Here is a 21577-nt window from a genome sequence, read left to right as displayed (position 1 = left end):
GAGCCAACCGCCCTGGCCTTCCGAGAGAACCTCCACGCCGTTCTGTCCGTATTCTAAACCCTGATTCTAGACCCGGATGCGCAGGTTGGCGACAGGAATATTTCCGGCTTCAGTAGGAGGCATCCATGGGGTCGTTGCCGAAGAGCGTCTCGCGCTCCTGATGGGTGGTGGTCCGCGAATCCAGCCAGCCATAGGGAAGACGGACCTTCTTGGCATAGCGGACCCGGCCACGGGGCTTGCCGGCCACGGCTCGTGGATAGGGCATGTCCTGATCCAGATCGGCGATGCAGCGGTCCAGCTCCTCCAGGCTCTCGCAGGCCATGAAGTCGCGGCGCACCTGGCCTCCAACCGCGAAACCCTTCAAATACCAGGCCACGTGCTTGCGCATGTCGTGGACGGCCATGCGCTCGTCGCCGTCGTAGAACTCGGCCAGAAGCCGGGCATGGCGGGCCATGATGGCCCCCACCTGGCCCAGGGTGGGCTCCTGCCGTTCCGGGGAGCCAGCCAGGGCCGCCGCTATGTCGGCAAAGAGCCAGGGACGGCCCTGGCAGCCCCGGCCGATGGCCACGCCTGCGCAGCCGGTCTGGGCGAACATGTCCAGGGCATCCTCGGCGGTCCAGATGTCGCCGTTGCCGAAGACGGGGATATCAACGGCCTGGACCAGCTGAGCGATCCGGTCCCAGTCAGCATGGCCGCCATAGTACTCAGCCGTGGTTCTGGCGTGCAGGGTCACGGCGGCGCATCCCTCCTCCTGGGCGATGTGCGCCGCCTCCAGGAAGGTCTCGTGCTGGTGATCGATGCCCACACGGATCTTTGCGGTGACGGGGATCCCGGCAGGCGAGCAGACGGCGACCACCCGATGGACCAGTTCAGCGAAGAGGTCGGTCTTCCAGGGCAGGGCGGACCCGCCGCCGTGTCTGGTGACCTTGGGAACCGGGCAGCCGAAGTTCATGTCGATATGATCGGCCCAGCCCGCATCAACCACCATCCGGGTGGCCTGTTCCATGATCTGCGGGTCCACCCCGTACAGCTGCAGGGAGCGCACCTTCTCCTGCGGGGCGAAGCGACAGAGCCGGAAGGCCTTGGGGTTGCGCGCCACCAGGGCCCGGGCCGTCACCATCTCCCCCACATACAGTCCGTCGGGTCCATACTCGCGACAGAGCAGGCGGAAGGGCCAGTTGGTCACGCCCGCCATGGGCGAAAGCATGACCGGCACAGGCACGGTTATCGGGCCCAGCTGCACAGGGGCAGCCTTCGGGGTCGGGCGATCAGTCTCAGTACCGGCCACCGGCCTCGGCCACCTTGATGGGTTCGCTCTCGTCCGTGCCCGGCTCGCTGGCCAAGTCCGTGTAGCCGTCAGCGGCACGCGCTCCGGTCAGGTCAGACGGCCCCATGGGGTAGCGCACCCGCCGCTCGCCGACGACCCGGCGCACATAGTCCTCCACCTGGTCCAGGGCCACCCGATCCTGCTGCATGGAGTCTCGGTTGCGGATGGTGACCGCCTTGTCGTCCAAGGTGTCGAAGTCCACGGTGATGCACAGGGGTGTACCGATCTCGTCCTGACGACGGTAGCGACGGCCGATGGCGCCGGACTCGTCGTAGTCCACCATCCACTCGTTCTGGCGCAGGTCGGCAGCCAGGTCATGGGCGATCCGCTGCAGATCAGGCTTCTTGGACAGGGGCAGGACGGCTGCTTTGACCGGGGCCAGCCTCGGATCCAGGCGCAGCACGGTGCGCCGGTCGACCCCGCCCTTGGTGTTGGGGGCCTCGTCCACGTCATAGGCATCCACCAGGAAGGCCATCAGCGAGCGCGTCAGGCCGGCAGCGGGCTCGATCACGTAGGGGATGTAGCGTTCCCCGCTGGCCTGGTCGAAGTAGCTCAGATCCTCGCCCGAGTGCTCGGCATGGGCCTTGAGGTCGTAGTCGGTGCGGTTGGCCACGCCCTCCAGCTCGCCCCACTCGGAGCCCTGGAAGCCGAACCGGTACTCGATGTCCACGGTCCGCTTGGAATAGTGGGCCAGCTTCTCCTTGGGGTGCTCATAGTGGCGCAGGTTCTCGGGCTTGACGCCCAGGTCCACGTACCAGCGGGTCCTGGCATCGATCCAGTACTGATGCCACTGCTCGTCGGTGCCGGGATGGACGAAGAACTCCATCTCCATTTGCTCGAACTCGCGGGTGCGGAAGATGAAATTGCCGGGTGTGATCTCGTTGCGGAAGCTCTTGCCCATGTTGGCGATGCCGAAGGGAGGCTTGGAGCGGGAGGAGGCCATGACGGACTTGAAGTCCACGAAGATGCCCTGGGCGGTCTCGGGACGCAGGTAGTGCAGGCTCTTCTCGTCCTGGACAGGTCCCAGGTGGGTCTGCAGCATCATGTTGAAGTCGCGCGGCTCGGTCCACTGGCCCTTGGTGCCGCAGTCCGGGCAGGGGATGTCCTTGAGGCCGTTTTCCGGATCATGGCCGTGCTTCTCGACGTAGGCCTCCTCCAGAGTGTCGGCCCGGTGCCGCTTGTGGCAGTTCAGGCACTCGATCAGGGGGTCGTTGAAGACGGACACGTGACCCGAGGCCTCCCAGACCGCCGTGGGCAGGATGACCGAGGTATCCACGCCGACCACGTCGTCGCGGGTGACCACCATGGTCCTCCACCACTCACGCTTGATGTTGTCCTTGAGGGCCACGCCCAAGGGGCCATAGTCCCAGGCCGAGCGCGTCCCGCCGTATATCTCCCCTGCGGGAAAGACGAATCCTCGGCGCTTGGCCAGGGAGATGACCTCATCCAGTTTCGATACTGCCACTGATCACACCTTCTGCTCGGGAGCCCCTCCTGGGGACATACGACCTGATGACTGGCCTCCAGCATACCTTCGGCGGGTGACCTGCTGTCAGCGCAGAGGCCTACCATCAAGGCAGGCACTAGAGGCCGCGCAGGTGACCGCTGGGGACACCGGGCATCCTGCATATGAACGCCAGTCGATAAGGAAGGTTCCCGATATGCCCGACATGAACGATCCATCTTACCTGAACACCGTAGCCGAGATCACCATTGCACCCTCTGGTCAGGGTGAGGAGCTGTCCACCTATGTGGCCCAGGTCATCAAGGTCATCAGGGATTCGGGACTGCCCAACCAGACCAACGCCATGAGCACGGTCGTTGAGGGAGATCTGCACCGGGTCATGGAGGTTGTGGAAGAGGCCACACGGGTCCTGGCCGAGCAGGGATACAGGACAGGCGTCAGCCTCAGGCTGGACATCCGTCCCGGCAAGCGGGACCAGATCCACGAGAAGGTGGAGCGGATCGACCGGATCCTGGGCGGGGAAAGCCGCTGAAAGCTCCCTGTCACTGACGATCAGCCGGGCTGAAATCGCCTGAGCAAGTTAAGGTGTGCCCATGATCACGATGAAGCAGATCGCCGAACGCACAGGCGTGTCCGTCTCCACAGTCTCACTGGTGCTCACCACCCCCGACAAGGGCAGAGTCAAGTCGGAGACCGCCCGAAAGGTACGCAGCACAGCCAAAACACTGGGCTATCGGCCCAATCCCATGGCTCGGTCGCTGCGCACCAGCAAGACCGGCATGCTGGGTTTCATCAGCGAAGAGGTGGCCACTACGCCCTACGCTGGCGCCATTATTCGGGGCGCGCAGGATGCGGCAGCCGAGCGCGGCTATGTGCTTCTCACTGTCTCCACCGATGGGGGCGTTCGGGAGGCCGAGCAGATCCAGGCCCTGAAGCGTTATGGGGTGGACGGATTCCTCTTCGCCAAGATGTACGACCAGGATGTTGACCTGCCACAGGCTCTGCGTTCCTGCCCTGCTGTGGTCGTCAACGCTTCGGAGCGGGTCAACCGCTGTCCCAGCATCGCCCCTGACGAATTTCTGATCGGCTACGATGCCACCCGCCACCTGATCGAATCAGGTTGCCATCGGGTAGCCTACCTGGGCACCACACAGGATCTGCCGGCGCAAGAAGACAGAATGCGCGGATATCACACAGCTCTCAAGGAAGCCGGCTTGCCCACAAGTCAGGCCTTGACCCGACTGGTCGGGTTCAACCAGGACGCCATGGATCAGGCAAACGACCTGATGGATGACCAACATCCCGATGGGGTTTTCTGCTTCAATGATTCGCGTTCCTTCTACCTCTACCAAGCCGCCGCTGCGCGCCATCTGATCATCGGCAAGGACCTTAATCTGGTAGGCGTGGACAACCATCAGGTCGTAGCCGAGACCACAGCGCCTCCCCTGACCACGGTCGAACTGCCCCACTACGAGATGGGCTTCTGGGCGGTGCGGCGGCTGCTGGCGCAAATCAATCCCCGTCGCGTTGCCCTGCCTCTGCCTGAAACCCGTGCCGTCCTGCCGCCGCTCGATCAGGCTGGCGGGGTGCGCATCCATTGCGCCCTGATCCGCAAGGGCTCCACCCGCCTCGATGCCGCCTCGGCCCCGGCCTCAACCAGTCGCTAAGCCAGAATCACCCTTCCCCCTTTGCTGTCGCAAGATGGTGAACCAAGGTCCAATTCTGGCTGGATTGGTTCCAATCACCAATAGCCGATAGCCAATCAGCCAGCATCCCCTGCCAATCGCTCATCGTGATCGTAGGAACGCACACCAATAGTCAATCGTTTGACGTAAATCGATTGACGACCTACTATACCTACAAGGATCCACTCTGCACATAGGAAGTGCATCGGACCTGGAGGCACTGCGGAGAAGCGGTGCACAACAAGGAAAGAGGGGCAGCATGGCCGCCAAATTATCGGCGTGGAGGAACCCATCATATTTGGAATCCTCTACCGGAATATTCTTCTTCTTCTGCGCCTGGGGAGTCTGGTGGTCCTTCTACCAGCGATGGCTGGTAACGGGACTTGGTATGACCAACACCCAAGTGGGCAACATCTACTCCATCAATTCCGTGGCAACCCTGATCATTATGTTCGTCTACGGGGTCATCCAGGACGAACTGGGCGTCAAGCGCCGTCTGGCCATCTTCATCGCTGCCATCGCAGCCCTGGTGGGGCCCTTCGTCCAATTCATTTATGCTCCGCTCATGCGCTCCAACATCATGCTGGGCGCCATGCTGGGCGCCGTGGTCCTCTCTGCCGGCTTCATGTCCGGCTGCTCTCTGATCGAGGCCATCACCGAGCGCTACTCCCGCAAGTTCGGCTTCGAGTATGGACAGTCCCGGGCCTGGGGCTCCTTCGGCTATGCCATCGTGGCCCTGATCGCCGGCTTCGTCTTCAACATCAACCCCATGATCAACTTCTGGCTGGGGTCCGCCTTCGGCCTGTGCATGCTGCTGGTCTACGCCTTCTGGATCCCGGACGAGCAGCGTGACGAAATCCGCCGCGAATCGACCCCTGACGGTGAGAAGTCCCAGCCCTCACTCAGCGATATGCTACACGTACTGGGTATGCCGGCCCTCTGGCTGCTGATCATCTTCATGATCTTCACCAACACCTTCTACACGGTCTTCGATCAGCAGATGTTCCCCACTTACTACGCCAACCTCTTCGCCACGCCGCAGCTGGGCAACCAGGTCTACGGCATCCTCAACTCCTTCCAGGTCTTCCTGGAGTCGGCCATGATGGGCGTCGTACCTGTCATCATGCGCAAGATAGGTGTCCGCAACGCCCTCTTGCTGGGCGCTACGGTCATGTTCGCCAGGATCGGCCTGTGCGGCTTCTTCCACGATCCGGTCATGGTCTCCATCGTCAAGCTCTTCCACTCCATTGAGGTCCCGCTCTTCAGCCTGCCGGCCTTCCGCTACTTCACCCTGCACTTCAACCCCAAGCTGTCCGCCACCCTCTACATGGTGGGCTTCCAGATCGCCTCCCAGGTCGGCCAGGTGGTCCTGTCTACCCCGCTGGGCATCCTCCACGACCGGGCCGGCGACCAGGTCACCTTCTACACCATCTCCCTGGTGGTGCTCGCGGCCCTGATCTACGGCATCTTCGTGCTCAAGCGCGACGACCAGCAGGTTGACGGCGATCCCTTCATCAGGGATTCGCAGAAGTCCGCCGTAACCCAGGGCTGAGCCCCACGTCAACCATCATCAGCACCCATCCAACCCGAAAGGATTCAATGATGAACCAGCCAGCAACCAAGGAAAACGCCGACATGAGCGCTCAGCTGGACAAGGCCCAGAAGAGCATCGACCGGCTCTTCGCCACCCGCAATGACCGCTGGTATCCCCTGTGCCACATCGCCTCCAAGGCCGGATGGATCAACGACCCCAACGGCCTGAGCTATTACAAGGGCCGCTACCATGCCTACTTCCAGCTCAACCCCTATGGGAGCGAGTGGGGAAACATGCACTGGGGGCACGTATCCAGCGCCGATCTGGTCACCTGGCGGCGCGAGCCCCTGGCCATGGCGCCCACCCTGGAGGTCGAGAAGGACGGGGTCTTCTCCGGATCGGCCGTGGTGGGCGACGACGGCCGCCTGACCATCTACTACACCGGTCACCGCTGGCGCAACGGGGTCAACGAAGATGAAGGCAACCTCCAGGAGCAGTGCATGGCCGTCTCCTCAGACGGGATCCACTTTGAAAAGAAAGGTGTTGTGGTCCCCTGCCCCGACGACAAGATCCTGCACTTCCGCGATCCCAAGGTGTGGAAGATGGGCGAGCTCTGGTACATGGTCTTCGGAGTCAGCACCCCAGCCCATCGAGGCGAAATCTGGATGTATACCTCCAATGACATGGAGCACTGGACCTTCGACCGGGTGATCTACCGGCACCCCGACCCCGAGGTCTTCATGCTGGAATGCCCCGACATGTTCCCCCTGGAGGACAAGTGGGTGATCTGCTACTCGGCCATGGGCCTGAAACCTCATGGATTCGAATCCCGCAACCACAACAACGCCGGCTACGTGATCGGCAGCTGGCAGCCCGGCGGCGACTTCCAGCAGGAGACTGAGTTCCACCTCTGGGATGACGGCCATAACTTCTATGCCCCGCAGACCTTCCAGGCCCCTGACGGCCGCCGGCTGGTCTTCGGATGGATGAGCCCCTTCACCGAACCCATCCCCATGCAGGAGGATGGCTGGTGTGGCCAGTTCACCGTGCCCCGCGAGGTCACCCTGGCCGGTGATCATCTGCGCTGCCTGCCCATACGCGAGTTCTCCAACCTGGACCAGGACCAGAAGGATTTCGGTCCCATCGAACTGGAGGTCAACGGCAGCCAGGATCTGGTGGACGACGCGCAGACCGCCGACATCACTATGGAAATCGACCTGGCCAAGTCCCAGGCCGAGCGCATCGGTCTGGAGATTCACCGGACCCAGTCAGGCGATCATACGCTGGTCTGCTATGACGACCAGCTGGGCCGCGTGGTGCTGGACCGCCACTGCAACACCTACGGGGATCGGGGTTACCGGACAGCACCCGTCGACAAGTCCTCGGGCAAACTCAAACTGCGCATCATCGTGGACCGGGGCTCGATCGAGGTTGTCGTCAACGACGGGCTGGAGATCATGTCCTCCTACTCCTTCCCCGCTGAAGGACCGCGCGGCATCCGCCTGATCGCCGAGTCCGGCGAGGGCAAGGCCCTGATCGACTTCCTCTCCATTGCCAGATTGAACACCATCTGGGAAGAGCCGGATCGCTGATCCGACTGTCCTAGTCGGCACAGGAAAGGCCCGCCCCCTGAATTACTCAGGGGGCGGGCCTTTTTGTTTTGCAAGCATCGCCTTCAAGCATCCATGGTCAGAACCGATGAATCGGAAATCCTAGAGGAAGTACCGGTCCTTTGGCACTGACTCCTTGCCGGAGACCGCCAGTCATGACTCGGTCTCAGGCCTTTGATCTGCGGGACCGGAAGCCATTGGTGCGGCCGATCCGACTTCGGCTTTACTTGCCGACCTTGACCAGCAGAGCCATCAGCCCGGAGGCAATGGCCGCCGCACCCATGAAGAGGAAGGCTCCGACGAAGGAACCGCCAGCCGCCTTGACCAGGTAGCCGATGATCATGGGGGCCAGGAATCCACCCAGGGTGCCGCCGGTGTTGATGATGCCGATGGCGGAGCCGATGATGTGCGGGTCCATGATCTTGTGGGGCCATGTGAAGATGCCGGTGAAGGCCACCACGGAGACGCAGGATACCAGGATCAGCAGCAGGAGGGAGAGCCAGATGTTGCGCGAGAAGACGAAGCATACGACCAGGACGGCGCTGATCACCCCGGCGCCCAGGATGGCCAGCTTCTCCCTGCCCAGGAAGAGCTTCGAGAGCAACTGACCGGCGTAGATGGTGGCGATGGTCGTGAAGACCGCGTTGACCGCCAGCAGGATGCCGGCCTGGCCAATCGTAAGGCCAAAGGTGTTTTTGATGAAGGTGGGCATCCAGGAGATATTGCCGTACAGGAGGATGTTCAGCAGCAGCATGGCCACGAAGAGGACCAGCACGTTCCTGTTCTTCAGAACCTCGAGGAACCCTGCCCCCTTGGCTCCGGGCTTCTGGTCAGCCTCGGGCTGGCGGGGCTTGGAGGGCACGAAGATCAGGATGCAGACAAAGGCCAGCAGGTAGAGGGTGCCCAGCACAGCGTAGGCCAGATGCCAGTTGATGGCGACCAGGTTGGCGCCCAGGACGAAGGCCAGGATGCCGCCGATGCCCGAGGTCGACAGGATCAGCGACTGGACGAAGGTACGCCGCTCCTGGGGGAAGTTCTCCGCGATCGACTTGGAGCAGGAGGGCGGGTAGCCGCCGTGGCCCATGCCAGCGAAGAACCGGACGATGATGAAGAAGGCCAGACCATTGGCCAGGCCGAACAAGTAGCTGAACAGACCGATGATGATCATGGAGGCCATCAGCACACGCTTGGCCCCAAGCCGGTCGGCCAGCCAGCCGCTGGGTATCTGCATGAGCGAGTAGCCCAGGAAGAAGGCCGACATGATGATGCCTGTCTGCCCCGAGTCCAGGTGGAACTGCTCGGAGATGGGGATGATGGCGGTCGAGATCATGTTCTTGTCCATGTACACGATCGAGTAACCGGCCATCAGGGAGAAGATCAGCGTTCCGCTCGCCGTTTTTGAGGATTGCTTGATTGCCATTGGTCTGTCGTCCTTCAGTCGAAAACGGCCGCCGCCGGGCGAAGTGATTCGCAGAAGATCACCAGATCCGGCGGCAGCCGAACAGTGGGTCAGTGGGGCATCACATCGTCAGGGATGACGACCTTGTACTCCTGGCCGGCGAAGGTCTTGTCAAAGTCCTCCTTGGCGGCCTTGACCAGATCCGGGTCGGTAAACGCATCATAGGCGGTCAGAGCCAGGGTCTTGCCCGCGGCGAGCAGACCCTTGTGGGCCACCGAGGACTTGCCGTTGGCCGCCCACTGCCAGGAGTGGGCCGAGGTTCCCTGGGGCTCGAAGCCGCCGCTGAACTGGGCGGTGGGCGTCTGCCAGCTGACATCGCCGACGTCGGTGGACCCCGATGCGGTATCGGTGAAGGCCAGCGGATACTTCTTCAGGGCCATGGTGGACTCGGCCATCCTCCTGACTTCCTCATCCGTCAGATCAGGGAAGGCCTCCTTGGTGCGGCTGAGCACCCTCTGCTTGCCGGCCTCGGGGACCGTATCGGTGTAGCGGCGCTCGTAGTCCAGCTCCTGCTGGTCCAGGGGCAGGGGGCCGACGACGTCCAGGTTCCTGTCTATGGCCTCGGTCAGCGGATGGTTGGGAATGAAGTTGTAGCAGGCCGCGTCGAACTCCTCCCTGACCTGGGTCTCGGTCATCAGGGCCGCACCCTGGGCGATCTTCTCCACACGCTTGAACAGATCCTGAGCCTGGTCCATCCTGGGGGCGCGCACGAAGTAGTAGAGCCGGGCATGGGACTGCACCACGTTGGCCGACTCGCCGCCTGCGTCGATGAAGGCGTAGTGCACGCGGGCCTCGTCGATCATGTGCTCGCGCAGGAACTGCACGCCCACATTCATCAGCTCCGCGGCATCCAGGGCGCTCCGGCCTAGCTCGGGAGCCGCAGCCGCGTGGGCCGGCACACCGGTGAAGTCGAAGTAGGCCTGCAGGACCGCCAGGCTGGAGGACCCCCAGGCCTGGGTCACATCCGAGGGATGCCAGGACAGGGCCAGATCCAGCCCGTCGAAGACCCCGTCCCTGGCCATGAAGGCCTTGCCGTAACCCGACTCCTCAGCCGGGCAGCCGAAGACCTTGATGGTCCCCTTGAGGCCCTTCTCCTGCATGAAGGTCTTGATGCCCACGCCTGCCGCGACGGCGGCCATGCCCAGGATGTTGTGGCCGCAGCCTTGCCCGTTGCCGCCTTCGACCAAGGGCTTGTGCTCGCCCAGGTCGGCCACCTGGCTGAGCCCTCCCAGGGCATCGTATTCGCCGGTGATGCCGATCACCGGACGGCCCGAACCCCAGGTCGCCACGTAGGCGTAGTCCATATGGCCCACGCCCTTCTCGATCTCGAAGCCCTCCTGCTCCAGCACCTTATAATGCTGCTGGACCGACTCCTTGACGGCAAACCTGGTCTCGGGGGTGTCCCAAATATGATCGGCTGCCTCGATGAACTCCTGTGACTTGTCCTCGATGATCTGCATGATGCGTTGCTTGTCGTCCACGCCTGTCGACTCCTTCGTTTCGTTTGCTGCGCTGATTTCCACGGCGGACACATGGCCTGCTCCGCTGTGATAAGTCACAGACTACCTTTCATGGGCGTTACGAGGGTGTTCAGACGTGTAAATTTGGACGACTATGGGTAACCTCACAAAATTGGAGGTTCTGTCTTCTCAGGCATTCTCCACGCCGCCAAAGCGCCTGTCCCGGTGGATGTAATCGTCGATGGCCCGCCAGAGCACCTCACGCCCGCAGTCCGGGAAGAGCTCAGGGACGAAATCCAGCTCCGCATAGGCCGCCTGCCAGGGCAGAAAATTGGAGGTGCGCTGCTCCCCAGAGGTGCGCATGACCAGGTCGCAATCCGGAATGTCGGGGTTGTAGAGGTGCTGGGCGATCATCTTTTCAGTCACCTTGGAGCCCTTGATTCGCCCAGCCGCGACTTCTCGGGCGATGTCTGTGGCTGCATCGGCCAGCTCAGCCCTGCCTCCGTAGTTGATGCAGAAGATCACATCGATCCTGGTGTTGTGGCGGGTGCGCTCCATGGCCGCCTCCAGCTCGTCGATGACCGACTTCCAGAGCCTGGGCCGACGACCCGCCCAGCGCACGCGCACTCCCCAGTCGTCCATCTGGGCCACCCGGCGGTGGATGATGTCCCGGGAGAAGCCCATCAGAAAGCGGACCTCGGCCGGCGAGCGCTTCCAATTCTCAGTGGAGAAGGTGTACAGGCTCAGGTAGCGGACCCCGGCCTCAATGGCCCCGGCTATGGTGTCGAAGACCACCGGCTCGGCAGCCCGGTGACCCTGGGTGCGCTCCATGCCCCTCTGCTTGGCCCAGCGGCCATTCCCATCCATGATCACACCCAGGTGCCGCGGGACTGAGCCCTTGGGGAACTGCGGGATACGCGCGGGGTCGGAGAAGGGGGCTGCAGGCACATCCAGAGAAGTGTAGTCGACGGGGTCAAAGCTCATGCTTCAAGAATCTAATAGCCGCAGAGACCTGATGGGCCGCTCCAGGTAATATTCGCCCCATTTCTCAACAAGACCGTCGCAGAGGGGGGTGGAGTCCTTGCCGTCCAGCTTGGACCAGTCCCCGCTGCTCAGCGCCCGGAAGCGGGCCAGGGTGGCGGAATCCACTGCCACGGCGTCGGTAGGCCTGTCCCGGCTGCAGACCACCCCGCCGCCAGGCACCGAAAAGTGGGTCAGCTGGTCGGTCCGGCCGCAGACGATGCAGGAATCCAGCCGGGGCCTCCAGCCAGCCAGCGCCAGGGACCGCAGCAGGTAGGAGGCGCCGATGTCACGGGGTCCATGCCGGTGACCAGCCAGACTGGCCAGGGCGGAGGCCAGCAGACGGTATTGCTCAGGGGCCGGCTCGTGCTCGCCCACCACCAGCTTGTCGGCGGTCTCAAGCATGACGCCCCCGTTGGCGTAGAGGTCATAGTCGGCGCATATGGCATCCGCATAGGCGGCTATGCAGACGGCCTGGGAGACGATGTCCAGGTTGCGGCCACGGGAGATGAGCAGGTCGTCACGCATGAATGGCTCCAGCCGCGCGCCGAAGCGGGACTTGGTCCGTCGCACCCCCTTGGCCACGGCCCTGACCTTGCCGTGTCCCCTGGTCAGAATGGTGACGATCCGGTCTGCCTCGCCCAGTTTGACCGTTCTGAGGACCAGGCCCTCGTCACGATAGATAGCCACGACGGCCCCGTCCTTTCATTGGTAGATGAACAGGCCCCAGAAAGCGAAGATCAACAGGACCCCGAACATGGCCAGGGTGGTGACGATGAAGAGCGCGACGCCAAAACGGGTGGAGGCCAGAACCGGCCTGGGATCCATGCTCCGCATCTGCTGGCGCAGACTGGGGCCGCCGGCCTTGCTTGTGCGCACCTGGTCGGGCAGCCGGTCCAATCCCCTGAGTGAGGCTACCTCGACCATACGGGCGAAGGTGCGCGACCAGGCCCAGATGACCAGGGCGCAGACCACCTGGATGACCGGCCAGCTCCAGTAGCTGACCCCAGCCTGGTCGGGCACGCCGCCCCAGCCCAGGCGTACCACGGCCATGATGACCTGGCCCAGACCAGCTCCGAAAAGGACCAGGGTAGCCAGGGTGGTGCCGGTGATGGTGACCAAGGTGCCGCCGAAGCCATGGCTGAAGCCCAGGACCGGGTCCTTGCGCCGGCGCAGACGGAATAATTTCATCAGACCGGCCGCCAAAGCCATAATCAAGGCCGCCAGCAAAAGCACCAGGGTCAGCAGGTGCAGGACCAGCATATAGATGGTCAGCGAGCGTCGCCCCCGCAGGTCAGTAGGCACGGCGATGGACTGGTGGATGGTGGCCCCACCCACGCTGGGGCTGGTCTGATGCAGGCCATGGACCTGACCCACCGCCCAGTCGACCATGTCCTGCTGGTAGTGGTCGGCCAGGGGCGTGCCGGTCCGGGCCTCATCTCCCAAACGCAGCACATGGTTGGAGACCGGGTAGGAACGCACAGTGACGTTCTCGTTGCCCGAGGCGTGGGCCTGGGCGAGCACGCGTTGCACCCCCTCCACCTGGGCGGTCATGACATCCTTGGCCCCGTAGGCCAGCAGGGTGGGAATGGCATAGGTGCTGCGGTCGGTGGGGTCGATGTCCAGATTATTCAGGCCCAAGAGGGAGGCATCGGTGCTGAAGAGCCGACGGACCACCGACTGGTAGCCCTGGTTGGCTCCGGCAATGGCGAAATCCTGGGCTACGAAGAAGCCCATCGCGTGCCGGGGCGAATAGACCATGGGGCTCAACAGGATCTGGAAGGCGATCCGATGGTCCATGGTCAGCAGCATGGCGGCGATCCAAGTGCTCTCGCTGGTGGCATAGATGCCTACCTTGGATGCATCCACATCAGCCCGGTCGCGCAGCAGATTGGCAACCCGCTCGTAGGCCTTGGCCGAGGCGGGATAGTCCCGGTCGGCATCATTGGTGGACCAGACCGGCTTGTCCAGCACGGCGGTGACGAAACCGGCAGAGGCCAGGGTTCGGGCCACATCCCCGAAGGAGTTGTCGCAGGTGCCGTAACCGGCGCCGTGCATGAAGACTACGGCTGGCCGATGTCCTGAAGCCTCCTTGGGGGCGCGGATCAGTATTCGGATGCGTTGGTGCTCGCCAGTGGCTGGCCGTTCCACGCTCAGTTCCTGGTGACGGGATTCGACCTGGTACTGCCCCACGACATCCCTGTCAACCCCGGCAGGCCAGTCGAAGGTGACCGCGGTGTCCGGAGTCAGCGTGGGAAAATTCTGATCCACTGGTTCGTATTTCCAGGGGACGGCGGTCAGGTGGGAGACCGAGGCCAGCAGACCCATGAGAATGATGAAGACGGGCAGGCTGGTCATGAGCCGCCTGACCCTGCTCCACCCGCTTGCAGGGAGGGAACGCTCAACCTCTTGGGACACGTCGGCCATTGTAGCCGGTGGCGGGGATGGCGCTTACGCCCTCAGCTGGCGCGGCCGGTGACCGGGACCACCATGGGCCCTGCCTCCGGCAGGGTTTCACCCTGGGCCGCCGCCTTGGCATCCATCTGGGCGGCGATTTCCTTGGCCCGTTCCAGCAGCGTGGGGACAATCTGATCCTCGGGCACGGTCTGCACCACCTTGCCCTTGATGATGATCTGGCCCTTGCCGTTGCCAGAAGCCACCCCTAGATCGGCCTCCCTGGCCTCGCCAGGTCCGTTGACGATGCAGCCCATGACGGCCACCCGGATGGGGGCGGTGATGTCCTTGAGCCCCTCGGTGACCTCCTTGGCCAGCTCGATCACGTCCACCTGGGCCCTGCCGCAGGAGGGGCAGGAGATGATGTCGAAGTGGCGCTGGCGCAGCCCCAGGTACTCCAGGATCTTGCAGCCCACCTTGACCTCTTCCACAGGCGGTGCGGACAGGGAAACGCGAATGGTGTCGCCGATGCCCTCGGCCAGAAGCGCGCCGAAGGCCAGACAGGACTTGATGGTCCCCTGCCAGGAGGGCCCGGCCTCGGTCACGCCCAGGTGCAGGGGCCAGTCGCCCTTGGAGGCCAGAAGCCTGTAGGTCTGGACCGTGGTGACGGGATCGTGGTGCTTGACGGAGATCTTGAAGTCATGGAAGCCCACGTCCTCGAACATGTGGGCCTCTTTCAAAGCCGAGGCGACCAGGGCCTCAGGAGTAGGGCCGCCGTAGCGGGCGTAAATGTCCTTGTCAAGGCTGCCGGCATTGACCCCGATGCGCAGGGAGATGCCTGCATCGGTGGCGGCCTTGCAGATCTCGGGGCCGACCTGGTCAAACTTGCGGATGTTGCCCGGGTTGACTCTGACGGCTGCGCAGCCCGCATCGATGGCCTGGAAGACGTACTTGCTCTGGAAGTGAATGTCGGCGATGACCGGGATGGGCGACTTCTTGGCAATGATGGGAAGCGCGTCGGCATCGTCCTGGCTGGGCACAGCCACCCGTACGATGTCGCAGCCGGCGGCGGCCAGCTCGGCGATCTGCTGCAGGGTGGCATTGATGTCAGCGGTGACCGTGTTGGTCATGGACTGCACCGATATGGGGGCTCCCCCGCCGACCGGCACAGGCCCCACCATGATCCGACGGGAGCGGCGACGAGGATGCAGCGGAGTCTGGCTGATGGCCTGCTCGCCTGTCTTGCGGAACCCCTGGGAGGATGTTGACTGTTCGGTCTTGGGAATGCTACTCACGCTGTCATGTCTATCAAAGCATCAGCCCTTTGGCGTGCCTCATGCTCGACTTGCTCCATTACCTCCACGGATGTGAATGTTCCCGGAAGATGCGTTTCCATGGCATCCATGACCGAACGGATGGTTTCGACGATGCCCAGGTAGGGCAGCCGGTGATCCAGGAAGGCCCTGACCGCCTGCTCGTTGGCGGCATTGAAGACCGCGGTCATGGGCTCGCAGCTGCCCAGGGCCCGCCTGGCCAGGTTGACCGCCGGGAAGGCCTCATCATCCAGGGGCTCGAAAGTCCAGGTATTGGACTTGGACCAGTCGCAGGCCGCAGCCACATGGTCGAGACGGACGGGCGCCGACAGGCCCAGGGCGATGGGCAGACGCATATCCGGAGGGGAAGCCTGGCTTATGGTGGCCCCGTCCTGGAACTGGACCATGGAGTGGACCACGGACTGGGGGTGAACCACTACGGTGATCCGCTCGGGCTCGATCCGGAAGAGCCGGCTGGCCTCGATGACCTCCAGCCCCTTGTTGACCATAGTGGATGAGTTGATGGTGACCACCGGACCCATGGACCAGGTCGGATGATTCAGGGCCTGCTCAGGGGTGACCTCGCGCATGGCTTGGCGGCTCCAGCCCCGGAAAGGACCTCCCGATGCGGTGACCACCAGACGGGCCACCTCTCCATGCTGCCCCGAACGCAGAGACTGCCAGATGGCTGAATGCTCGGAGTCGACCGGGTTGATCTGACCCGGCCGTATCTCGGCATCAAAGAGCAGATGGCCGCCGGCCACCACGGACTCCTTGTTGGCCAGAGCCAGCTGGGATCCGGCCTGCAGGGCCGCAATGGACGGGCGCAGACCGACTGATCCGGTGATGCCGTTGAGGACCAGATCACTTCCGGAGCCGGCCAGAGCCTGGACCGCCTCCATGCCTGCTTCTACTTGGATACCAGCCAATCCCAAGGCCTTGAGCGCCTGCTGCAGGGCCGGAACCTGTGCCCTGTCGGCCAGAGCCAGACGGGTCACGCCAAAATCACGGGCTTGACGGGCCAGGAGCTCAACATGCGCACCACCAGCGGCCAATCCAGTCACCTGGAACCGATCCCTATGACGACTGATCAGATCCAAGGCCTGGGTACCGATGGATCCTGTGGATCCCAGGATAACCAGACTGCGAGATTGGTCGGCATCGTCCCTGGGCGACCAATCCGCCAGGGTACGTTCACGCTCGACCGGCAAACCGGTCTGCACGCCTTCACTCATCACTGCCAACTGACTCATCGACCGCCTTTATCCTGCTCCCCCTCGTCGCCGAAGGCCGGGAATGAAATATCAGGGATGTCCAGATCCATCTTGGGCAGATCCTGGTTGAGCAGGGAGTTCAGGTAGGAATCCGGATCCTGGTCCTGCTTGTTCCCCTGCGTGTTTTGTGAGTACCGAGGCTTGGCCCAGTCGGGCGTATCCGTGCTGCTTTCGGCTGTTTCGGCCCAAGGACGCTCCTGGGTCTCAGGTGCTGCTGGTGCCGGCTCCTCGTAGCTGCCCAAGGGCCCGCCTGCGCCCAGAGGTCCGTCGACGAAAGGCGAAGAGATAACTGAGGTGGATCCTGGCACAGAAGAGTCTTCGGCGTCAGCCTCGTTCGAGGGGGACACCGTTGATTCCGGTCTTGTGGCGGGGGCGGATGCGGCAGGTGTCGAGGGGGTCGGCTGGAATACCGTCGGCTCAGGAGCCTGCGGTGCGGGGGAAGGCGAAGGAGAGGCCGTCGGGTTGAAAGGCACGGATTGCACAGCCGGCGCGGGTGCAGCCGAGCCTGCAGCGGAGACTGCAGGAGTATAGCTGGTTGGCGCAGAGGTGGGCATAACCGATTCAGGCCGACCGGAGACAGCCGGACTTGCAGGAGCAACGGCCGCTCCGCCGCCGACGTCGACTGAGGATGCAGACCGGGCTGAAGCTGTTGAAGGTGTATCAACACCGGTATCCACAGCCGCTCCAGCGCCGTCCTGAGCCAGTCGCTGGTTGACCGCTGAAGCCAGGGCACCCAGGGAGCTGTTGGGCTGGGCCGTCGGCACCGTCTGCGTGCTGGCAGCGGGAGCATCGAAGATAGCCCGTTCCGCCTGATGCAGTTGAGCGAAATCGTCCTGAGTGCTTTGGTCCTCCGCAACAGGGGAAGCATTGGGGATGCTCCAAGCGGGTTCCTGACTCTGTCCGATCAGCGGCTGAACGCCCGAGGCTGAGGAATCCTGCACAGGAAGCTGCGGTTGCGCAGGAACAGCGGCAGGCGCCGTTGAACTCGCGCTTGCTCTCTTGGCCCTCTCGCTGACCCTGGCGAAGGACTCCAGCTGCTCCAGAAGCTCGACGGCCTTGGCCAGGAAGAAGTCCACCTGGCGCTCGTCATAACCCTTGGGCCCCCGCCGCTGGGTGAAGATGACGTTGGAGACGCGGTCAGCCGTGATGTCGGTGTTCTTCGACTTGCCCGAGTCCGTCTTCCGCCCCTCCTGCAGGTTGAGCTGGTCAGAAGTCTTGTTGAGGACCTGCTCGATCAGCCGCTCCACCTGCTTGCAGTCGTATGAGGGCATGCCGGGATCCCCGCGCTTGAAGACGCTGCCTGAGGGCCTGCCGGCATGAGTGGTCAGCTCCGATTGCAGACTGACCATTCTGGTCGTCCAACCATCCACGCCCACCCGGGCTATCTCCAAGCTGGTCTGCCTGTCGGAAATCACCCTCTCCAGTCGGGAGAGGGCTGCATCCACCTGGGTGATGATGTAGCCGTTCTTGCACAGGTCAAAGGAGGCGTTGGCTATCTCCTCCTGGGTCAGATCAGGATCCTGGCTCTCATAGAGCGAGTGCGCCCGCTCCAGGAAGGCGTCCACCTGCTTGGTGTCATACCCCCACTTGCGCTTGCCCGAGCGCGCGATGGTCGCCTCGGTTCCACGGGCATCAGGCTTAGCTGACATCAGGCATCGACCTCCTGACCTTTCTTGCCAACGATCGTCGTGCATCGATTCTACGTGAGCGCTAAGACGCGACTTCGGGCACGCCCCCCAAAAACCCCTGTGGTCCCGCCCGGACTCGAACCGGGGACATCCACCGTGTAAAGGTGGCGCTCTAACCAACTGAGCCACGGGACCAGCACACTACCTTAGCAGAATACACGGTGACAAGGCCGCACGGTGCGGCTATAATCCACTAGGAATTCGCGGGCCTTGTCCGCAAAAAGAAGAGAAACACACCATATACACCGTATAAAAGGGGGTTCGGATTGTCACAGACAGTCGATACAGGCAGCGGCAGAAAGACCAACCGCACCCTGGTGACGGTGGCGGTCTTCATCGCCACCTTCATGACGGCCATCGAGGGGACCATCGTCTCCACCGCCATGCCCACCATCATCGGGGACCTGCATGGGCTGTCCATCATGAACTGGGTCTACTCCATCTATCTGCTCATGACAGCGGTCACCACGCCCATCTACGGCAAGCTTTCGGACCGCTTCGGCCGCAAGCCGCTGCTGACCATCGGACTGCTGGTCTTCGTGATCGGATCCACCCTGTGCGCCCTCTCCCAGTCCATGCCCCAGCTGATCGGCGCCCGTTTTCTGCAGGGCCTGGGAGCCGGCGCCATCCAGCCGCTGACCTACACGGTCCTGGCCGACATCTATCCCCTGGACAAGCGGGCGGGCATGATCGGCCTGAACGGCTCGGCCTGGGGCATCGCCTCCATCATCGCCCCCCTGCTGGGAGGCTTCATCGTCCAGCAGATAAGCTGGCACTGGGTCTTCGCCATCAACGTGCCCATCGGCCTGCTGGTCATCATCATGATCCAGATTTTCCTGAGCGAGCATATCAAGGCGCGTGAAACCCGCGTCGACTACATCGGCATCGGGCTGCTCAGCGTCTGCCTGATCTGCCTGATGCTCTGCCTGCAGAGCCTGGGATCGGCGGGCGATACGCGAATTACCCTGATCCTGGCTGCAGCCACCGTGGTCACCTTTGCCCTGCTGCTTCATGTGGAGGGCCGCCAGGAGGACCCCATCCTGCCTCTGCGGCTCTTCCGCATCAGAACCTTTGTCATCCAAAACATCTGCATGCTCCTGGTGGCCGGATTCCTGATGGGCTTCGACACCTACATGCCCATCTGGATGCAGTCTGTTTTGGGAATGAACCCCTCCCTGGGCGGCTTTGTGGTCACCCCCTCCTCCATTCTCTGGCTCTTGGGCGCCTACGTGGCCGGACCGCTGACCATGCACCACCCGCCGCACCGGGCCACCAACATCGGCCTGGCCTTCATCCTGACGGCCTGCATCTGCTACATAGCCGTCCCCCAAGCCACCGCCTACTGGGTCTTCCTGGTCATCTCGGCCGTGGTCGGCTTCGGCTTCGGCCTGACCATCACCACCTCGACCATCACCGCCCAGAGCGTGGTGCCCTCAGGCGATGTGGGCGCCTCGACCAGCTTCAACACCCTGGCTCGCTCCCTGGGGCAGACCCTGATGGTCTCCATCTTCGGCATCGTCATGAACACGGTCATCGCCCGCGAGGTGCCTCAGCATAAGGGACTGACCGAGGACATGATGAACAGCATGATCAACCCGGCCACGGCAGAGAGCATTCCATCACGTCTGCTGGGCCCGGCCCGCACCATCGTCTTCGACGGCCTGCATTGGATCTTCCTGGTGGGCCTCGTCATCTTGATCATGGCCCTGGTGGCCAACCTCTGCGACATCCGCTCGCGCACCCTGCTGGCCGAATATCAGAACAAGGCCACGACGGCGGATTCCGCCATTGCTGAGAAGAGCGTGCAGTAAAGGCCGCTGGGCAGACGGATTCCTCCGGGGAATCCTTTATGAAAGACAGCGAGGTGGCGGGCATCGGTTGATCCTGATGTCCACCACCTCGTTCATTGGCGCTTCTGCAGCCAGAAAAACTTACTTGCCCTTGCCGAAAGCCCGCAGCTGGGTGGCGTTCCAATCCTTGCTGGCGGTGGTGGGCATCAGGGCGTTCATGCCCGCGGTCTTGGCCGCATTGGAGACGACCCCTGGAGCCGACGCCCCAAGTCTGCCGGGTTTAGGAGTCAGCACCCAGAACGGCGCACCCTTGTTGACCATGGCCGAGGCATCCATGATGGTATCTGCCAAATCGTCCTCGGCATCGCCGTCCCGCCACCAGATGATGACCCCATCCACGGCTGCGTCATAGTCCTCGTCCACCAGCTCTTCACCGGTCAGATCCTCGATCCTGGTCCGGATCCCGTCGTCGACATCGTCGTCCCACATCCATTCCTGAACGATATCGCCGGGATGGAAACCGAACTCTTCCGCTGTATAGGTTGTAGTCTCAGCCACGGCTTCAGCATAACAAGACTGCCGGAATTCACCAATTGGACCGGCCTTGTCTTATCTGCCCTCGGCGGCTGTGCAGCGGGGCAGCCCCTCCCCCTGGCCATGGCCGATGGCCACCAGGGCCTTGTAGGCCTCGTCCAAGGTGGATACCCGCACGTCGCGCAGTCCCTGTGGCACATGGCCCGCCACCTGTGGGCAATTAGCCGCCGGGGCCAGGAACCAGGTGGCGCCGTCCCGCCTGGCGCCCAGCATCTTCAGCTGGATGCCGCCGATGGCACCGACCCGTCCCTTCTGGTCCATAGTGCCGGTACCTGCGATGGTCAGGCCGCCGGTCTCCTGCTCCGGAGTGATCTTGTCGATGGCCCCCAGGGTGTACATAAGCCCGGCCGAGGGACCGCCGATGTCGGCCACCCTCATGCTGAACTGCAGGCCTGAGACGTCATATCCCCGGGCCTTGAGGAAGGCCAGAGCCTGGGCCGAGGCAGCCTTCTGGGAGCCGTGCATATCACCCTGCTCCTGGCGCTTGTACTCCTCCACACTCTGCCCGGGAGGCACCACGGCCTCCTGGGGAAGCACCGTGGCGTTGGGGTCGGCCCAGCCCACCAGGGCATCCAGATTGGAGGCCGGATAACCGGGGATTCCGCGGGCATTGACCGTGGTCATCAGCAGACGGCCCTTGTCATGGTGGACCTGGCCGCCCTTGACCTTGATGACCGGTGAGCCTTTTGAACTTCCCAGCACATCCTGGGTGGGTCCGGGCGTCTCGATGGTATAGGGCGAGGGGAGGAAAAGCACCAGGAGGGCCAGAATGATCAGAAGACCGCCGACCAGCATTTTGCGGGTGGGCCCGCCAAGCGTCCCGATTTGCCTTTCGGGTGCGCCTGTGGCGCAGTGATCCGATTTCCCGTGCGGAAGTGTCATAGCTCCAATATTATGGTTGATGAAGACGATAATCCCGGCAGACGTCGACCTCGATGGCGGACGGCCTGCCATGGCGAGGACT

Annotated in this window: 17 protein-coding genes and 1 tRNA gene; 5 read left to right on the top strand and 13 right to left on the bottom strand. The window is 63.0% G+C overall.

The genetic code is table 11. From position 1 onward, the window contains the following. Window positions 1-109 precede the first annotated feature (109 nt). Both dusB and QRX40_RS05565 read right to left on the bottom strand, forming a co-directional pair. Window positions 110-1288 carry a tRNA dihydrouridine synthase DusB gene (dusB, locus tag QRX40_RS05570; RefSeq protein ID WP_396184380.1) on the bottom strand — a complete coding sequence of 393 codons (1179 nt, stop codon included), beginning with the start codon at window positions 1286-1288 and terminating at the stop codon, window positions 110-112. After that, complete coding sequence (locus tag QRX40_RS05565; RefSeq protein ID WP_101432105.1) at window positions 1275-2792, bottom strand: glycine--tRNA ligase; 1518 nt, start codon at window positions 2790-2792, stop codon at window positions 1275-1277. The genes dusB and QRX40_RS05565 overlap by 14 nt, the downstream gene beginning before the upstream one ends. Before the next feature lie 196 nt (window positions 2793-2988). Here QRX40_RS05565 and QRX40_RS05560 point away from each other — a divergent pair, with 196 nt between their 5' ends. From QRX40_RS05560 to QRX40_RS05545, 4 genes are all read left to right on the top strand, one after another. Further along, window positions 2989-3324, top strand: a complete 336-nt coding sequence (locus QRX40_RS05560; protein ID WP_313836886.1) for an MTH1187 family thiamine-binding protein — start codon at window positions 2989-2991, stop codon at window positions 3322-3324. 61 nt (window positions 3325-3385) lie between these two features. Next, the gene (locus tag QRX40_RS05555) at window positions 3386-4459 is read left to right on the top strand and encodes a LacI family DNA-binding transcriptional regulator (protein WP_313836884.1); all 1074 of its coding nucleotides are present in this window, start codon (window positions 3386-3388) and stop codon (window positions 4457-4459) included. A gap of 277 nt (window positions 4460-4736) precedes the next feature. Beyond that, on the top strand, window positions 4737-6029 hold the full coding sequence (locus QRX40_RS05550) for an MFS transporter (RefSeq protein ID WP_313836883.1): 1293 nt from the start codon (window positions 4737-4739) through the stop codon (window positions 6027-6029). 50 nt (window positions 6030-6079) lie between these two features. Then, window positions 6080-7603, top strand: coding sequence for a sucrose-6-phosphate hydrolase (locus QRX40_RS05545; RefSeq protein WP_313836881.1), 1524 nt, complete (start codon window positions 6080-6082; stop codon window positions 7601-7603). A gap of 241 nt (window positions 7604-7844) precedes the next feature. Here QRX40_RS05545 and QRX40_RS05540 read toward each other — a convergent pair whose 3' ends face one another. The 9 genes from QRX40_RS05540 to QRX40_RS05500 all read right to left on the bottom strand — a co-directional run bounded on the left by QRX40_RS05540 (window position 7845) and on the right by QRX40_RS05500 (window position 18364). Beyond that, window positions 7845-9041, bottom strand: a complete 1197-nt coding sequence (locus QRX40_RS05540; RefSeq protein WP_313836879.1) for an MFS transporter — start codon at window positions 9039-9041, stop codon at window positions 7845-7847. Between the two features lie 89 nt (window positions 9042-9130). Continuing rightward, window positions 9131-10561, bottom strand: coding sequence for an amidohydrolase (locus tag QRX40_RS05535; protein ID WP_313836878.1), 1431 nt, complete (start codon window positions 10559-10561; stop codon window positions 9131-9133). A gap of 168 nt (window positions 10562-10729) precedes the next feature. Further along, window positions 10730-11524: an isoprenyl transferase gene (locus QRX40_RS05530; RefSeq protein ID WP_313836876.1), complete on the bottom strand. Its 795-nt coding sequence runs from the start codon at window positions 11522-11524 to the stop codon at window positions 10730-10732. Between the two features lie 3 nt (window positions 11525-11527). Continuing rightward, window positions 11528-12250, bottom strand: coding sequence for a DNA repair protein RecO (gene recO, locus QRX40_RS05525; RefSeq protein ID WP_045924065.1), 723 nt, complete (start codon window positions 12248-12250; stop codon window positions 11528-11530). 15 nt (window positions 12251-12265) lie between these two features. Beyond that, the gene (locus QRX40_RS05520) at window positions 12266-13918 is read right to left on the bottom strand and encodes an alpha/beta hydrolase (protein WP_313836873.1); all 1653 of its coding nucleotides are present in this window, start codon (window positions 13916-13918) and stop codon (window positions 12266-12268) included. Between the two features lie 101 nt (window positions 13919-14019). After that, window positions 14020-15249, bottom strand: a complete 1230-nt coding sequence (gene ispG, locus QRX40_RS05515) for a flavodoxin-dependent (E)-4-hydroxy-3-methylbut-2-enyl-diphosphate synthase (protein ID WP_180335377.1) — start codon at window positions 15247-15249, stop codon at window positions 14020-14022. Further along, window positions 15246-16520, bottom strand: a complete 1275-nt coding sequence (gene dxr, locus QRX40_RS05510) for a 1-deoxy-D-xylulose-5-phosphate reductoisomerase (protein ID WP_313836869.1) — start codon at window positions 16518-16520, stop codon at window positions 15246-15248. The genes ispG and dxr overlap by 4 nt, the downstream gene beginning before the upstream one ends. Then, entirely contained in the window at window positions 16517-18190 is a 1674-nt protein-coding gene (locus QRX40_RS05505; protein WP_313836867.1) for a DivIVA domain-containing protein, read from the bottom strand. Before QRX40_RS05505 ends, dxr begins: the two co-directional genes overlap by 4 nt. 100 nt (window positions 18191-18290) lie before the next feature. Beyond that, window positions 18291-18364, bottom strand: a tRNA-Val gene (locus tag QRX40_RS05500). Between the two features lie 131 nt (window positions 18365-18495). Between QRX40_RS05500 and QRX40_RS05495 the strand changes: the two genes are divergently transcribed. Continuing rightward, window positions 18496-20040, top strand: a complete 1545-nt coding sequence (locus QRX40_RS05495) for an MDR family MFS transporter (RefSeq protein ID WP_313836866.1) — start codon at window positions 18496-18498, stop codon at window positions 20038-20040. Window positions 20041-20160: 120 nt separating this feature from the next. On the opposite strand, the gene QRX40_RS05490 is transcribed toward QRX40_RS05495, so the two are convergent. Beyond that, window positions 20161-20577 (bottom strand): DUF3052 domain-containing protein, encoded by a 417-nt coding sequence (locus QRX40_RS05490; RefSeq protein WP_313836864.1) that lies wholly within the window; start codon window positions 20575-20577, stop codon window positions 20161-20163. Window positions 20578-20628: 51 nt separating this feature from the next. After that, window positions 20629-21495: a S16 family serine protease gene (locus tag QRX40_RS05485; RefSeq protein WP_313836863.1), complete on the bottom strand. Its 867-nt coding sequence runs from the start codon at window positions 21493-21495 to the stop codon at window positions 20629-20631. Between the last annotated feature and the right edge of the window lie 82 nt (window positions 21496-21577).

Source organism: Bifidobacterium sp. H6bp9 (assembly GCF_032193695.1).
GTDB lineage: Bacteria > Actinomycetota > Actinomycetes > Actinomycetales > Bifidobacteriaceae > Bombiscardovia > Bombiscardovia kimbladii.
Note: the sequence above shows the minus strand (reverse complement) of the source record. Positions and strands in the feature narration are given on the sequence as shown.

Excerpts from the sequence above, each read along its gene's own strand:
- QRX40_RS05550 (WP_313836883.1), top strand. The coding sequence starts at position 4,737 with ATGGCCGCCAAATTATCGGCGTGGAGGAACCCATCATATTTGGAATCC.
- QRX40_RS05520 (WP_313836873.1), bottom strand. The coding sequence starts at position 13,918 with ATGACCAGCCTGCCCGTCTTCATCATTCTCATGGGTCTGCTGGCCTCG.
- QRX40_RS05530 (WP_313836876.1), bottom strand. The coding sequence starts at position 11,524 with ATGAGCTTTGACCCCGTCGACTACACTTCTCTGGATGTGCCTGCAGCC.
- QRX40_RS05560 (WP_313836886.1), top strand. The coding sequence starts at position 2,989 with ATGCCCGACATGAACGATCCATCTTACCTGAACACCGTAGCCGAGATC.
- QRX40_RS05545 (WP_313836881.1), top strand. The coding sequence starts at position 6,080 with ATGAACCAGCCAGCAACCAAGGAAAACGCCGACATGAGCGCTCAGCTG.
- QRX40_RS05540 (WP_313836879.1), bottom strand. The coding sequence starts at position 9,041 with ATGGCAATCAAGCAATCCTCAAAAACGGCGAGCGGAACGCTGATCTTC.
- QRX40_RS05555 (WP_313836884.1), top strand. The coding sequence starts at position 3,386 with ATGATCACGATGAAGCAGATCGCCGAACGCACAGGCGTGTCCGTCTCC.
- QRX40_RS05485 (WP_313836863.1), bottom strand. The coding sequence starts at position 21,495 with ATGACACTTCCGCACGGGAAATCGGATCACTGCGCCACAGGCGCACCC.
- dxr (WP_313836869.1), bottom strand. The coding sequence starts at position 16,520 with ATGAGTCAGTTGGCAGTGATGAGTGAAGGCGTGCAGACCGGTTTGCCG.
- QRX40_RS05505 (WP_313836867.1), bottom strand. The coding sequence starts at position 18,190 with ATGTCAGCTAAGCCTGATGCCCGTGGAACCGAGGCGACCATCGCGCGC.